Origin of the sequence: Virgibacillus proomii, from assembly GCF_018916875.1 — a bacterium.
GTDB lineage: Bacteria > Bacillota > Bacilli > Bacillales > Amphibacillaceae > Virgibacillus > Virgibacillus proomii_B.
On record NZ_JAHLNO010000004.1, the window covers coordinates 174,656 to 189,691 of the forward strand.

The 15,036-nt window shown below is 35.6% G+C and carries 13 protein-coding genes and 1 pseudogene; 9 read left to right on the plus strand and 5 right to left on the minus strand.

Annotated features, from left to right (window positions below; genetic code table 11):
• Positions 1-23 precede the first annotated feature (23 nt).
• The 5 genes and pseudogenes from KQI21_RS02040 to KQI21_RS02060 all read left to right on the plus strand — a co-directional run bounded on the left by KQI21_RS02040 (position 24) and on the right by KQI21_RS02060 (position 6,237).
• Positions 24-1,292 carry a GntP family permease gene (locus tag KQI21_RS02040; protein WP_216482342.1) on the plus strand — a complete coding sequence of 423 codons (1,269 nt, stop codon included), beginning with the start codon at positions 24-26 and terminating at the stop codon, positions 1,290-1,292.
• 61 nt (positions 1,293-1,353) lie between these two features.
• Positions 1,354-2,514, plus strand: coding sequence for a glycerate kinase (locus KQI21_RS02045; RefSeq protein ID WP_216482343.1), 1,161 nt, complete (start codon positions 1,354-1,356; stop codon positions 2,512-2,514).
• A gap of 1,651 nt (positions 2,515-4,165) precedes the next feature.
• Positions 4,166-5,062, plus strand: a complete 897-nt coding sequence (bla, locus tag KQI21_RS02050) for a class A beta-lactamase (protein WP_216482671.1) — start codon at positions 4,166-4,168, stop codon at positions 5,060-5,062.
• Positions 5,063-5,154: 92 nt separating this feature from the next.
• A pseudogene (locus tag KQI21_RS16335) lies at positions 5,155-5,309 on the plus strand (metal ABC transporter solute-binding protein, Zn/Mn family); the annotation flags it as partial.
• A gap of 610 nt (positions 5,310-5,919) precedes the next feature.
• The gene (locus tag KQI21_RS02060; RefSeq protein WP_309245489.1) at positions 5,920-6,237 is read left to right on the plus strand and encodes a hypothetical protein; all 318 of its coding nucleotides are present in this window, start codon (positions 5,920-5,922) and stop codon (positions 6,235-6,237) included.
• 351 nt (positions 6,238-6,588) lie between these two features.
• Here KQI21_RS02060 and KQI21_RS02065 read toward each other — a convergent pair whose 3' ends face one another.
• On the minus strand, positions 6,589-7,536 hold the full coding sequence (locus tag KQI21_RS02065; protein WP_253291247.1) for a lytic polysaccharide monooxygenase: 948 nt from the start codon (positions 7,534-7,536) through the stop codon (positions 6,589-6,591).
• Between the two features lie 405 nt (positions 7,537-7,941).
• On the opposite strand from KQI21_RS02065, the gene KQI21_RS02070 reads away from it, so the two are divergent.
• The 4 genes from KQI21_RS02070 to KQI21_RS02085 all read left to right on the plus strand — a co-directional run bounded on the left by KQI21_RS02070 (position 7,942) and on the right by KQI21_RS02085 (position 11,604).
• The gene (locus KQI21_RS02070) at positions 7,942-8,154 is read left to right on the plus strand and encodes a hypothetical protein (protein WP_216482345.1); all 213 of its coding nucleotides are present in this window, start codon (positions 7,942-7,944) and stop codon (positions 8,152-8,154) included.
• A 219-nt stretch (positions 8,155-8,373) separates the two neighbouring features.
• On the plus strand, positions 8,374-9,201 hold the full coding sequence (locus KQI21_RS02075; RefSeq protein ID WP_216482346.1) for a GNAT family N-acetyltransferase: 828 nt from the start codon (positions 8,374-8,376) through the stop codon (positions 9,199-9,201).
• A gap of 702 nt (positions 9,202-9,903) precedes the next feature.
• The gene (locus KQI21_RS02080; protein ID WP_216482347.1) at positions 9,904-10,341 is read left to right on the plus strand and encodes a MarR family winged helix-turn-helix transcriptional regulator; all 438 of its coding nucleotides are present in this window, start codon (positions 9,904-9,906) and stop codon (positions 10,339-10,341) included.
• Positions 10,342-10,392: 51 nt separating this feature from the next.
• Positions 10,393-11,604, plus strand: a complete 1,212-nt coding sequence (locus KQI21_RS02085) for a serine hydrolase domain-containing protein (protein WP_216482348.1) — start codon at positions 10,393-10,395, stop codon at positions 11,602-11,604.
• Between the two features lie 680 nt (positions 11,605-12,284).
• Here KQI21_RS02085 and KQI21_RS16635 read toward each other — a convergent pair.
• The 4 genes from KQI21_RS16635 to KQI21_RS02105 form a co-directional block, all read right to left on the minus strand.
• Complete coding sequence (locus KQI21_RS16635) at positions 12,285-12,629, minus strand: DoxX family protein (RefSeq protein ID WP_373687620.1); 345 nt, start codon at positions 12,627-12,629, stop codon at positions 12,285-12,287.
• 138 nt (positions 12,630-12,767) lie between these two features.
• Positions 12,768-13,388: a nitroreductase family protein gene (locus KQI21_RS02095; RefSeq protein WP_216482350.1), complete on the minus strand. Its 621-nt coding sequence runs from the start codon at positions 13,386-13,388 to the stop codon at positions 12,768-12,770.
• 15 nt (positions 13,389-13,403) lie between these two features.
• Positions 13,404-13,970: an NADPH-dependent FMN reductase gene (locus KQI21_RS02100; RefSeq protein ID WP_216482351.1), complete on the minus strand. Its 567-nt coding sequence runs from the start codon at positions 13,968-13,970 to the stop codon at positions 13,404-13,406.
• The gene (locus KQI21_RS02105; RefSeq protein ID WP_216482352.1) at positions 13,967-15,034 is read right to left on the minus strand and encodes an LLM class flavin-dependent oxidoreductase; all 1,068 of its coding nucleotides are present in this window, start codon (positions 15,032-15,034) and stop codon (positions 13,967-13,969) included. Before KQI21_RS02105 ends, KQI21_RS02100 begins: the two co-directional genes overlap by 4 nt.
• Positions 15,035-15,036 lie beyond the last annotated feature (2 nt).

Genomic DNA, 15,036 nt, shown 5'->3' on the forward strand with positions numbered 1-15,036 from the left:
TTTATCAATGAGGAGGAAATGTAATGGATATTGAAGTAAGTGCATTGGGAGCAATTATTGGATTATTAGTAGCAATTGTCATGATTTTAAAAAAAGTACCACCTGTCTATGGACTAGTTGCTGGTGGAATTGTAGGTGGTCTTATTGGTGGTGCGAACTTAGTAGAAACGGTTAGTCTAATGATTGACGGGGCTCAAGGTATTATGCCAGCCGTACTGAGAATTTTAGCTGCTGGTGTATTAGCGGGTGTGCTGATTGAGTCAGGTGCAGCATCTAAGTTAGCCCAGACAATTGTTTATAAATTTGGTCAGACGAAAGCATTGCTTGCTTTGGCAATTGCAACCATGCTCTTGACAGCAGTGGGTGTGTTTGTGGATGTGGCAGTTATTACCGTGGCACCGATTGCACTTGTTATAGCATTAGAAGCAAAACTTTCAAGGTTTGCAATTCTAATTGCCATGATCGGTGGAGGTAAAGCTGGTAATATCATGTCCCCAAACCCGAATACGATTGCAGTTTCTGACGCATTTGATGTATCTTTAACATCCGTAATGGCAGCAGGGATTATTCCAGCAATTATTGGACTTATTGTAACCTATATATTAGCAAAAAGAGTCTCTTCTAAAGGTACTGCTATTCAGTTGAGTGAAATTGAGCAATCTACAGCTGAATCTTTACCTTCTATATATACAGCTGCACTAGCTCCAATTGTAGCCATTTTATTACTTGTGTTACGACCGTTATTTAATATAAATGTTGATCCAATGATCGCATTACCTGTGGGCGGTTTAGTAGGTGTTGTAGCAATGGGGAAATGGCGCAGCACGAATGAGTATATAAAAAGCGGATTAGCTAAAATGGCACCGGTTGCAATCTTGTTAATTGGAACAGGAGCAGTAGCAGGTATAATTACAAATTCAAGACTGGACACGGCTTTAGTCGGGATTTTGGAAAACTTAGGTTTGCCGGCATTTGCCTTAGCACCAATCTCAGGTGTGTTCATGTCAGCAGCAACAGCATCAACAACAGCAGGTTCTGCTGTAGCAAGTAGTGTTTTCGGAAATACGATTCTAGAATCAGGAGTAGCAGGTTTGGCCGGAGCAGCAATGATCCATGCAGGTGCAACAGTGCTTGATCACATGCCACATGGTAGTTTCTTTCACGCAACTGCAGGAAGTGTTGGAATGCAGATTGAAGAACGTTTGAAACTAATCCCATATGAATCATTAGTCGGTATAACAATGGCGGTGGTTTCAACGTTGATTTACGGTGTCTTCCAGTGGTTTTTATAGAAAGTTGGATTGTTTGTTGTAAGTAAACTTGTTTCAGCAAGGACAGAGAGGAAGAGAGATTATGAACGCAAAAACAAAAATTGTAATAGCACCGGATTCATTTAAAGAAAGCATGACAGCAAAACAGGCAGCGAAGGCTATTGAACGTGGGTTTCGCTCTGTTTACCAAGATTCTATTGAGATTGATTTAATACCGATGGCAGACGGTGGTGAGGGAACAACCCAATCTTTAGCAGATGGATTAGAGGGGACGCTCTATGAAAAAGAGGTAACTGGACCGTTAGGCAACAGGGTGACGGCAACGTATGCGATTTCTGGTGATGGATCAACAGCTGTAATCGAAATGGCTGAAGCGTCTGGTCTTCATCTTGTCCCGAAAGAAAAGCGTAATCCATTAAAAACAACGACATTTGGTACAGGGGAATTAATGAAAGCAGCCTTAGATAAAGACGTATCTAAAATTATACTAGGAATTGGTGGTAGTGCAACAAATGATGGCGGTGCAGGAATGATTGAGGCTCTTGGTGGCATCATTTACGGTACCGGAAATAAGACACTAGCCCGAGGAGGTGGGGCATTAATCGATTTAATTGACATCGATCTTTCAAATTTGGATCCTCGCTTAAAGTCTGTAGAGGTGGAGGTTGCGTGCGATGTCGATAATCCACTCCTTGGGCCTAATGGGGCAAGTGCCATTTATGGACCGCAAAAAGGTGCAACTGAGGAAATAATTGTTCAATTAGATGATGCATTACGAAATTTTCATGAGGTAATTTCTAAAGCTACCGGAAAGGATGTGAAGGATATTCCTGGTGCAGGTGCTGCAGGGGGGCTTGGTGCGGGAGTATTAGCGGTACTTGATGCTAAATTAACACGGGGAATTGATATTGTGCTACGAGAAACAAACTTTTTTGCTCGTGTGACAAATGCTGATCTAGTAATAACTGGAGAGGGCAGGATGGATGGACAAACGATCTATGGAAAAACACCAATTGGAGTAGCAAAAGCTGCAAAACAAAACGGTGTAGCAAAAGTGATTGCCCTTTGCGGTACACTAGGAAAGGGTTATGAAGCTGTATTTGAGCATGGTATCGATGCAGCATTCAGCATCACTCCTGGACCATGCCAACTCGAAGAAGCTATTACGAATGGTGCAGAATTTCTCGAAGGAGTAGCACGGAATGTAGCCAGTATCTGTCACTTACCGAGTTTTATCGAATGAACGCACTTGGTGTGAGAGCTTAATTAGGCATAGAGAAGAAAAAGGTAATTAGGTAATGTTATTTTAGTCGTCCAAAGTGAATTCAATTCACTTTGGAATTTTTGGGTTTACCCAGTATAGGCATAATTTCTAGGGTGTAAGTCACGAGCCCGGAAAGGTAGAATATTAAAAAAATTCTATTTGCAAAACAAGACATTTATTAATTTTATAAAGACGTTGAAGGTTGATCAGGAAGATGATACAGACGTTGGCAATGTAAGTTCTGGTAAGATGATGAATCATTAGGATGAATACTTTATGTTAAATACCCGGAGCTTGCCTAATTTGTGTTTCAGCAAATCAAAGTTATGATTATCGTTATCAAACACGAATAGTTGTTTTCTTCACTTTTTATCAACCATAATTGGCATTGAGTGTATGTAAAGGCAAAAGAATAGTTTTGGTTATCCCATATACAAACCAGTTTTTTCAAGACAGTAACAAAGTATATTTACTTTTCTTCACTTATTTTAAACACTTTTTAGCATCCTTTGAAAGCCTAATTTTTAACAGCAATATAGGAAGTATAGCCTTACTTGATTTCTTTATGCTTTTCTTTTCAGCGAGCCTTTCAGATGTAAGGTGTTGATGATAGAAAAATACGATCGATTCATCCTCGGTATAAAATAGAAGCCTGTTCTTTTGTTGAAAGCAATTTGATTATACACTTATCGTTCGAGACATAGGATTCACCCCCTTTGTTGTTATTGTTCAACATTTCGTTTAATTGTTTCATTCGATACGTTCTCATGTATTTAGGACAAAAAGACTGATAGTTGATTAATCATTTGGTTGTGTTGTTCGTCCGTACTCATTTATATACAAGATTTTCGGATACGGATACAGAGTAAAACAAAAACGTTATGTCTTTTAGTAGTCCGACCTCACTCTCATCCCACCCTGAAGGAGCATACTTCCTCGATTCGGAAATCAGTAAGCATTTTGCATTATGTGTTTTTTATCCCGTATGTAAGGTGCCGTAAGACTCCCACTTCAAGAGCCTGAGTTGGTAAAAAAGGTTCTAAGTGGGAGAAAACGGCACCTAAATGCCCAATTCGTTCAAGGGCCTTTAGGTCATACCCTTCTAGGTACTAACATTCAGTAGGAGATGGAAGAAAACTTCTACTGAATGAAGTTTCACTTTATTTTAATTGACAATCACGACTACATATGTAATATTAGATTACAAATGTAATCTAAAATGATCCCGCACCTAACTGAGCGTAATACTCCCGTCTCACAAGTTAATACGAAGAAGTCTAAGTAATAAGGGTACCTAAAACAGATTCGTTTGAATTGATAGGACCAGGAAAGGTTCGACAGCGGCACATTGCACACGGAAAAATGGATTTTCTTATGTCAAAGATAAGCAAGACCTCTGATTAGGTATCGCACGCAGAAAAAGCGTTTTCTTTTTTAAGGACGTTCGATTACAGCCTTTGATCAGTAGGGGATGAAGAAAAAGTCTTACTGAATAAAGTTTCACTCTATATCTGTTATTACATGATAATAATGTACTACAAAGAGGTGATTTTTAGTAAAAAGACTAATTGTTTTTTGCGTTATATGTATAGCTTAGCAAAAAATTGAAAAGGGAAAGGTTTTGATAAATATGCTACGTAAATGGAAAGTTATTACTTTACTCTTTATCTTTGTTGCTCTTGTTGGCTGTGTAGACAAAGAGATGAAAGTAAGTAGTGATGAATCCAAGGAAGAAAGGAAAGCGATAACTGAAAAAGATGTATTCCGTAAGCTGGAGGAAGAATATGATACGAAACTCGGTATTTACGCACTGGACACTGGTACTAATCAAATTGTATCTTATCGAGCAGAGGATCGGTTTGCTTATGCTTCCACGCATAAAGTGCTTTCAGTAGGTGTTTTGTTGCAGCAGAACGATATAAATAAACTGGAGGAAGGTATTCTGATCAAAGAAGATGATCTTGTGAATTATAACCCAATTACTGAAAAACATGTCGGTGAACAGATGACATGGAGGGAAATTAGCGATGCTTCGATCCGGTATAGCGATAACGCTGCAGCTAACCACATATTAGAACAGATAGGTGGGCCAGAAGGCTTTAAGAAAGCACTGCGTGACATCGGGGACGATGTGACTAACCCGGAAAGAATTGAACCATATTTAAATCAGGTAAAGCCAGGAGAAACAAGGGATACGAGTACTCCTAAAGCACTTGCGACCAGCCTGTATTCTTTCACTATTGGCGATGCTCTGACAAAAGAGAAACAGGATTTGTTGGTGGATTGGCTTAAGCGAAATACAACAGGGGATAATTTAATCCGGGCAGGAGTCCCTAAAGGATGGGGAGTTGGCGATAAATCAGGGTCAGCGTCTTATGGGACTCGTAATGACATAGGTATCATTTGGCCACCAAACGAAGACCCTATTATTCTCGCTGTTCTTTCCAGCCAAGCTGAAGAAGATGCCGAAGCAAACGATGAACTTATCGCAAAAGCGACCGAGGAAGTAATTAGCATCTTAAAGTAATAAATATCGTTCCCAATGTGCTTTTCTACTAAAACTTCATACTATGAACCTAGATATATTTTTAAATTAGATGAACAATATGAGTCGTCCTAAAGAGTGTGAAAAATAAAGAAACTATTACACAACATGCAGCTTTTGGATACTTAGCTGATTCATATGGTTTTAAACAAATTCCTATTGCAGGTTTATCTCAAGATATGAGCCAAGTGCTAAACAATTAAAAGAGTTAAAAAAGTTTGCGAAAAAATGGAAGAAATTTCTTGAAGTATATAGGCTAAACGTGCATTTTTAGTCATCACTCTCTGACCTCTCCACGGCTTTAAAATACTTAATAATAGCTTCATTGAAACTATGAACTTACTTCATTTTGATTGAAGTGCTGAGATATCGTTTTAAAAGTTATTCAGATGTTTCAATTGCTATCATGATGGCTGCTGGCTTATCTTTTTAGCACTTTGTTTAATGACAGTTAGCTAAATCCATGAACCAATATTTATTTGGGTCTATTGTTACTGTAACCTCTAACCAAATTATTTATTTTAGTAATGGGATTGTTTTTTTATTTTTTTATTACAAAACGTGCACTTTATACAATAGTAATCCATGAAGATGCTGCGGGGGTTGTTGGCTTTTCTGTAAAACTTCTTTCCTTCTCTTTTAGTGCGCTAGTTGGGCAGTATGAATTATGAGGTCATAATTATCTGACATATTTGACTGTTTTGCAATATGATACTAAAATGTAATTAGCAATATTACTAAATAAAACTTTAGAGTTAATCATAGATTACAAAGAATATACGTTAACAATTTTAGAGAAAGCCGTATAACTGTTAAAGGATATAAGGGGAAGTGATACTGTGTTTGTAGCTGCTAATAAGGATGACCTGTTAATGGCTTTAAAAAATAAGGAACCCTATATATTGATTAAAGGTGATTATAAAAAAGAAGTAATAAAATTAGCAGATCACTCACTTTCTGAAAAAGAAACATTAGGCTTTGACTTAGGTTCAGCCGGTACTAGCAATATTTTAGCAGAGCTGTTTTATCAATTAGCCAATAAATTTAGTAATAAGCCCGACGAAATAAAGACCATAGAAAGTAAATTGCGAAAATATAAACTGAAAAAAACTAATAAAGATGAAATAATTTTATATTTGCGGCAACTAGATTATTAAACAATCTGGTTCTTGAAGTAATACTTTGGACACTTACAGTTAATTTTTTACTTGAGATAAGAGTTTTTATATTAACAGCTGATATGGATCATATGAAATGTTATTGAAGTTTGATATTATTACTGGAAATGTATTATCCGGTTTATACTCATAACTCAAAACCACCAGTTCACACTGGTGGCTTTAAGTTTGTAACAATCATAAAAAGATACAGCTTCCAATAATTTAGTTAAAACATTTTAAGTATAAAACCATGTGCAAACCAGCACATTATTTTTCGCTAACTTATAGTCGTATTCATGAAATAATGTACTGTATTTTTTTAGTTCTTTCAGCATGGATTAAACCTAATTAATCCAAAATTCTCCAAACATTGTTAGAGTCAGGAGTATCACCTAATGTCCACCATTTTGCTTGATAAATAACGCCATTGTGGATTACCTTATCCCCGGCAAGATATACTTTAGATGGATCCCAAGGAGGGGTGTCGCTATTATCAACGGGATTGTCATGGTCATTATCATTTTTGCTTATTAATTCCCAAACTTGAGATTGATCAGGCTTTTCATTTTTGGTCCACCATTTTGCTTGATAAATGGCACCATTATAAGAAACTTTATCTCCACTTACATACACTTTAGCTGAATCCCAAGCAGGCATCTCGTCAGAATTAACTGGGGGATCATCAGGCTCATTAGAATTACCACCAAAGTCAACATCAATTATATTATAAAATGCATTGGCAGTATCATAAATTTCCCAATAAGCAAGGATAACATGGTATCCACTTCGTTCCGGTACAAAACAGTTATGGCTTACTCTAGAGCCTGGGCGCTTTCCACCGTCATTAATCGTACAGAATAGTTCCAAATCGGAACGCTTTAATGGCTGATTAGGATCCCACCCCTCTTTTGTAATATAATATTCCCATTTATTAGTAGCATGAGCAGCAGTTAAAGTCCAAGAAAATGTATTCATACCACTTTTTATTGGGGTTTTTGCCCATCTGGTAGATGACTGCTCATCGAGGTTAGGAAATATCCCACCTGCACTAACAATTTTCCCATCAGGTACCCCTTGAATAGGGAAATTACCTGGACCTTCCAAACTTTGAGGCTCATAAATAATAGCTCCACAATCTTTATTAACTTCTTCTTTACAGAGTAGAGCTCTACTTTTAGGAGAATCAACATAACCATGAGCTGATACTTTAGTTGAAAAAGCCATCATAAATATTATTGCGATTAAAAGGCTGGTTAAAAGGAACAGTGATCTTGAAAGCGAAACTCTGAATACCAAATTATGCTTCTCCCTTCTAGAAAATTATATAGATTTACCAAAATAGACTCTAGTAAAAGATGAATTACTTACATAATATTGGTAAATCCATTTTAAAGTATACATACATTGGGAAAATATGCAATGATTTTGCAAGGATTTTAATGTAAATTTATCTTATTATTTAAGACGTTCCTAATGTAATAGAGTAACGATTAGATTGATACATAATCGAATTGTCCTTCGTACCGTTCTTGTTATACTAGAGTAAACATGTGAACTATGAGATTTTTTAAGGACAGATCGAAGTGCTGTTTTTCCAACGTGATCACTCCACTATTTATAAAAAGGCTCCAAGGTTACACCACCCCTGACACTCTTTGATATAGCAACCTTACATGAAGCTTAGAAAGCAGGATCGATGTTGTGCATACAACAACTTATCTGCTAGATATGGTACAAGGAAAGCCTGTTGATTGTATTACCTTTATTGTAGAGACCAGGGAAGGTTGTAGGGTTGGCATGGGGCCTAATGGCACAGGGGGTTTCTCTACAATTACTGCTATACTGGGTATTGAAAAGCGATTACGAAGAACTTTCAATACTTGGAAAATCACCCAATTCAACATCTTTCAATAGGTGGTGCCCAATTTCAAGAATCAAATTTTCAAGATAAAATAATGGTACATGACGCGTGTGAACATTGGAAATCTCTTTATAAGCATACGGTTTGTCTGCGTTTGCATTTATTTGCTTAGTCGGGAAGGGGGGGAGCAGTTGGTAAATTCTCTTTCAGAAAGATAACATCAACGCTTAGCAATTCTATATCGATTTTTAAAAGAGATTAGAGTTTATACTATGATTCATAAACTTGAGAAGAAAAACTATCAAAAGATACGGGCACTATTAACACCCGAGCAAAAAAATGATCTAACTCTTAATGCGATTATTAACCTTACCAATAGGGGAACGATTTACGTAGATGATGTGGAACAACCTCGAACAGCATTGATAGATGTAACAGGGGTATGTAGTATCTTTATTGGGGATGTTTCCAATGAACAATTTATCTCTCATCTACGTGAGTTTATTGAAAACCAATTGAAAATAGATACTTATGAATCCTGTGGGGGAACTTATTTTCTAGTGGTTATAACGGATGAAACGTGGGAAAAAGTACTACGAGATGTTATTTCTCATAGAGATTTTGAAATAGATTATGAAATATATTATCAATTTAACAAAAGTCGTTTCAATTCTTTGAAAAAAAGTTATAAATCCTTACCAGATGGATATACCATAAAAAAAATTGATTCTGAAGTCATTAGTAACGACCCGGATGAAATAATTTTTGATGTTTTAAGTGAATTTTGGTATTCAGTGGATGACTTTCTTCATCAGAGCTTCGGATACTGTGTTATGAAAGGAAATAGAATAATCAGTGCTTGCTTGTCCTGCTGCGTGAACGAAAAAGATCATGAGATAAGTGTAGAAACATATGATGAAGAAGAAATGAATAAAGGTCTGGCAACGTTGGTATGTACTGTGTATTTGGAGCATTGTATTGAAAATGGGATAACACCGCACTGGTCAACGCTTGAAACGAATGTCGAGTCGAAACAATTAGGAAAAAAACTGGGGTTTGAGTTTGAGTCGAAATGTAAGACACTTGAGTTCGAGTTTTAAGGATGGATGGTAAAAAATATTTTTCATTGGAGTCCAAATAACAATTTTATACGTTAAGCATTCCTATAGATAGTGAAACACATATAAATAAATGATGCTATCTACAAACTATCTCCTTCATGGTGACCTCACCACTACCTTCCCAGCATGTAAACAAATCAATGAAAGATTCTTTACATTCCTATGGAAGCAGATATCACTCAGATCGAAATCGTTATCTTAAGATTGTAGTATACAATGAATATTCTTAGAGGCCAGAAGGAGTATCTCCAAGGCTTGTTATATATAGTATCTCCAAAGGCTTTCGCGGCAAAGAACTTATCAATCATGGAATTTCATTCAGAAACCAAGTAGCAGAATTAAAGTAATGGAGTAATGGTCTACCACCTACATCCAATCTGTTCCCATGATAAAAAGATATACATCAAATTCTTTGGAGCAACGAGAATGTCCACCTGTTAGCGGTCATTTTCTTTTACTCGCTTTATCCCATATCCTTTATAATTAAAAAACTGTGTTATTTATATAGAATAACGTTGCATTTTGGTTACCTTTATTTACATCAACCGTATTAAAAGCCGTGTAGCTTATAGTCATGGTGAAACAACCCAAGGTGATTATCATTTATTATTAAATAATATTGACTTTTTTTAGATTATCCTCTAACATGTTAGGTATCTAATATATTTGAGGGTGATCTGATTGGAACTTTATCAACAAGTAAGACAAATTAATGAAGCTGATTATGCCATTAATCGTCTTATTTACAAACACTATAAAAAATATCTAGCTAGTAATATTACTACGCAACAAGCTGTTCTGTTAGATATTGTCTATTTTGCTAAAAAAATCAATGTAGGTGAGATTGCTTTAGAAATGAACATTAGTTCTAGTGCAGTAAGTCAGCTTATTGCTAAGATGGAGAAAAAACAGTTCATTCATCGTACGATTAACCCTGAAAATCGCCGTGAAATTTTTATCACATTAGGTACTAAAGGGTGGGAGTATTTTAAGAAACAAGAGCATGTTGAACGGGCTGTGGCTAACCGTCTATTTTCTAAATTGACTTTCTCAGAACTAAATGAACTGGAACGAATTACAAAGAAATTAAAAAAGATTGCTTTAGAAGAATTCGTGTGAATTCTTCATATCAAATATATTAGATATCTAATTTAATTAGGAGGCTTAAATATGCATCATACGATTTATTCTACGCTTGAAAGAATACAATTTAATGGTACTGTGTATGTAGAGACGGATAAAAACGAGAGCTTACATTTAACATTAGGCTTTGCAGATATGAATAATTCAGTACCTATTACAGAAAATACATTATTTAACATTGCTTCTGTGGGTAAGATGTACACGTCTGTGATGATACTACAGTTAATAGAAAGAGATTTGATTCGTTTTGAGGATAAGCTGACAAAATGGTTTTGTACTAAAAATTTTAAAAATGTAACTATTGAACATTTACTAAACCATACATCTGGTATTCCAGAGTACTTTTCGTCTCAAGAAGGGATTGAAGGGATCTTAAATAATAAAGAACCTTATTTTCTGCCTGGGTGTGGTTGGCTTTATACTAATACAAACTATGTCTTGCTAGCTAAAATTATTGAACAAACAAGTAAACACTCTTATGAGGATTATTTGCAAAAAATGATTGCCAATCCTTTGCAACTTGAATATACTACAACAAAGCCAAGACCTGAACAACTTGCTATCGGTAAACTATTTGATTATATTCATAACAAATATATTCCTTTATCAGAAGATCCTATTTATAAAGATATTGATAAAAAATACAACTTTTATGGTGATGGTGGGATTTATTCTACAGCGAAGGAGATTTCCAAATTTTTAAAAGGGTTTATACAAGGTAGATTGGTATCACTGGAACTTGTAAAACGCGCATTAACTCCTACTCCTTTAAATGACAAATATGGCTATGGCTTTATAATTCAAGAGAATTCATTTGGTCATTCGGGCGGATGGCCCGGTTATTCTTCACATTGTTCATGTTCTCTGACAAATGAAACAATGACTATTCTCTTAACTAATGAAGAAATAAGCCCTTTTTATGAGCAACAAATATTAGCGTTCTTAAAGCAATCTCAAGACAGTAAAGAACCTAATGCTCCAAAACATCCCCGTATTATGTTAGCAAACAATAGTGATCATATAGAGGGGACTTATCAACTTTTTGATGAAAATCAAACTCGCTTTACGATTAAACGAGGTATGAACTTCCATATTATATCCTTTGATGATCAACACGATACCCACTTGTTTAAAGTGGAGCCTGATCTCTACTGGATACGAAATACAATGAGTTATATCGATATGTTAAATGGATTGTTTATTGAGGATGGTATCGAAATACCGTTCAAAAAACAATAGAGAACCACTTAGTCAAATGCTAAAGAAATATGTTTAAAAACGTAGAAAAGTGCTTTCCTTTCAAGGAGTAAGAAGACTGCTTGAATAAGCATCAACGCAGAAAAAGCGCTTTTCTTTTTCAAGGACAAGAAGAACTACGACAGCGAAACATCGCGGTTATTCAAGGAGGGTGCGAACTTAGTTTTTGATTTACTGCTTACTGCTTCAAGGAGAAAAACAACCCTTGAATAGGTTTCTCTTTATTTTGTAGAAGATCTCTGGCTGTACGCCGCTATCCGAGCGCTCTAGCTTTGGTTCTTAAAGCTCAATAACCATCAATCATGCTGAGTATTCTTGAACAGAATTTATTTCAAAAGTCTATCTTATCTTGGAGAGGGTATTTAGGATGATGCAAAGAGTGAATAAAACTTTGACTCCTTTTTTTGTAGTTTTAGATGCATGATAGAATTTATTGAAAAGTATAAAAGGAGAGGGGCGTATTTTTTGGTTATAAAATCTTAGCGGCATAAAGGAAACCACCACATTTAGTACTGGGACAAAATTCTATAAACAAAACACCGCTTTCCGTACAGTAAGGAATAGCGGTGTTTAGTCTAATTTATAATTTTTGATTATTGTAAGACCTTATCGATTTAAAGCATCATAAACAGTTGTATAAAACTCACTCCATCCATTTGGTTTTATAGTAAGTTTATTATGGTTACAATTGAACCAAGTACTAATAAAACGAGTGGTATTAACATTTTGTTAAAAGAGTCCTTCATTTTAAGATGTGTAAATATTGCGCCTATCATCGTAACCATGATCATTAAACTCCCTATTACCGCTAATGACTTGATCCAGATCCCAATAATAATAGTAATGGCTGACGCTATTTCAAAAATTCCAGTAAATATACGGAAACTATTACTATACCCAAAATAATTAAAGCCTTTCTTCATGTTTTCTGATACTAATTTTTGAATACCAAACATTAAACATCCTAATTCCAGTGTTATTTGTAAAACTATTGATAAAATAATCATCAATATTAGTTCTTTCTAATATTTTTAGTTTAATTAATATTTTTATAGGGTGACAGTTTAAGAAATTGTACATTTATCCATATTTTTTCGGTGTACTTTAATATGGTACAGGCTAGATCTTCGTACTCTAAGCAAAAATCAATTTAAAAATTTCACAAATTCATTGACTGGTTTACGGTATCCGCGCAATCTTCTGGAGTTTTCCTTTTCCTTTCCAATTGTCATCATTAATACAATTTCATGTGTTTGCGGAATTTCCAAAAGCTGACGAACTTTCTTAGCATCAAAGCCAATCATAGGGCATGTATCCCAACCACGATTTTTAGCTGCGAGCATGAAAAACATAGATGAAAGTGAAGCATTGCGAATTGCCTCTTCTTTCATAAATTGTTCGCCTCTTCTTTCATAAAAAGAATAGTTTTCTTTAATCATCTTATTCAACTCAAATTCAGTCAACATGCCAAGAGCAACCATTCCTTGATGTAATCTTTCCGTTTGTTTATAAGCATAACGATCACCTGTTACAATAATAACTCCTGATGCAGTATGAACTTTATATTGCCCGTAGGCAGCTTCCATTATTTGTTCTTTTAGTTCAGGATTTGTAATAACAACATATTCCGTATGTTGTAAATTGTAAGCAGAAGGTGCCAGTTTAACATCATTAAAAATGGGTATTAAATCTTCCTCAGTAATTGGTATATTCGATAAAAAGTTATTTGCAGAATGACGAAATTCAATTAATTTTTGAAAATCCATTTTCTTACTCCTTTATTAAAAATCATATTTGGCGTCTTTTATGGCATGAATTGCTTCAAAAGCTTCAACTGTTAACACGATATCCTCTACAAGACGTTCTATACGGAAGATAATATCATCATTAATAATTTCTTTACGCAAAAAATCTTTTTCTTCTATAAAAACGTAAGTGGGAACAGTATGTGCTTTCATATAAGCTAAAATGGGTTTTAATTGTTGCTCAGCCATTAAATAATGCTTAGATGTTCCAGCAGTGACAACTATACTTGCAACCTTATCCCGGAATGCATGAATTGGCAGCAAATCAAAAATGTTTTTAAGTGTAGCTGGTATGGATGCTTGAAATACAGGTGTACCGATAATAAGGGCATCAGCCGCCATAATGGTTTCAGTTACATACTTGGTGTCCCCCTCGTAATCAAAATAATTCCGCCCATCGCTGAACTCTATTTTATATTCAGCTAAATCTAGTAAGATTACTTCATGTTGTGGATATTTTTGTTTAAATATCGCTATCACTTTCAACATCGCTGTTTTTGTTTTAGAACCTATTGTTGATCCAGATATTGCTACAACTTTCATTGCATCCCCTCATTTTTTGTATATTTTTTAATTGCAGGAATAATATCGTTCCCAATCATCTCAATGTTCTTCATGATTTTACCAAATGGTACACCGCCAAAATCGATTTGTGCCATAAAACGTTGCATACCATATAATTCATATTGGTATAAAAGCTTCTCAATAATTAGTTCTTTGCTACCAACCATAAGTGCATCTCGGTAATCCGTTGCCTGTGCAAATTGTTGTTTTGGATATCCTGCTCCACGAACTGCCTGAAAACCAACATTAATATGGGGGTACATTTCCTGTAATGCTTTCTTTGTTGTATTGGCTACATAAAATAAACTTGTTGTTGCAATTGGCAATGTGTCCGGATCAAATCCTTTATTCTGTGCTGACTCACGGTAAGCATCAACAGAGAGTTTAAAATTCATTGCCGGTCCTCCTAAAGTGGTAAGCATCATAGGAATTCCCATATCTCCTGCTTTAATTGCACTTGCCGGCGGTCCTCCAACAGCCCGCCAAATGGGAAGTGAGCCATTTTTTGGTTGTGGTATAATTTCCGCATTTTGGAGCGGAGCACGAAATTCACCTTGCCACGTTACACGTTCTTGCTCATTAATTTGTTTTAGAAGATCTAGCTTCTCCTCAAAAATTTCTTCATAGTCCTGTAAATCAACACCAAGTAAATGATAAGCTCCAACACGTGAGCCGCGGCCAGCGACAATTTCAGCGCGTCCATTTGAGATTAAGTCAATCGTTGCAAAGTCTTCAAACACACGTACAGGATCTAAAACGCTTAGGACAGTTGCTGAACTTGTAAGCTTTATTTTTTCGGTTGCTTGTGCGATCGCTCCTAAAATTACAGTGTGTCCTTGAGATGTAAAGTAAGTTTGATGGCTTTCACCAACACCAAATACATCAATACCTGCCTGTTCTGCTAATTTACTCGCTTCTATTAGTTCATGAATGCGCTGCTGTGCTGAAATACGGTTACCTGTTAGTGGATTGATAATATGATCACCTAATGAATATAGACCGAATTCCACTCCTTTTGATTGATCCATACGATATTTTTCCATTT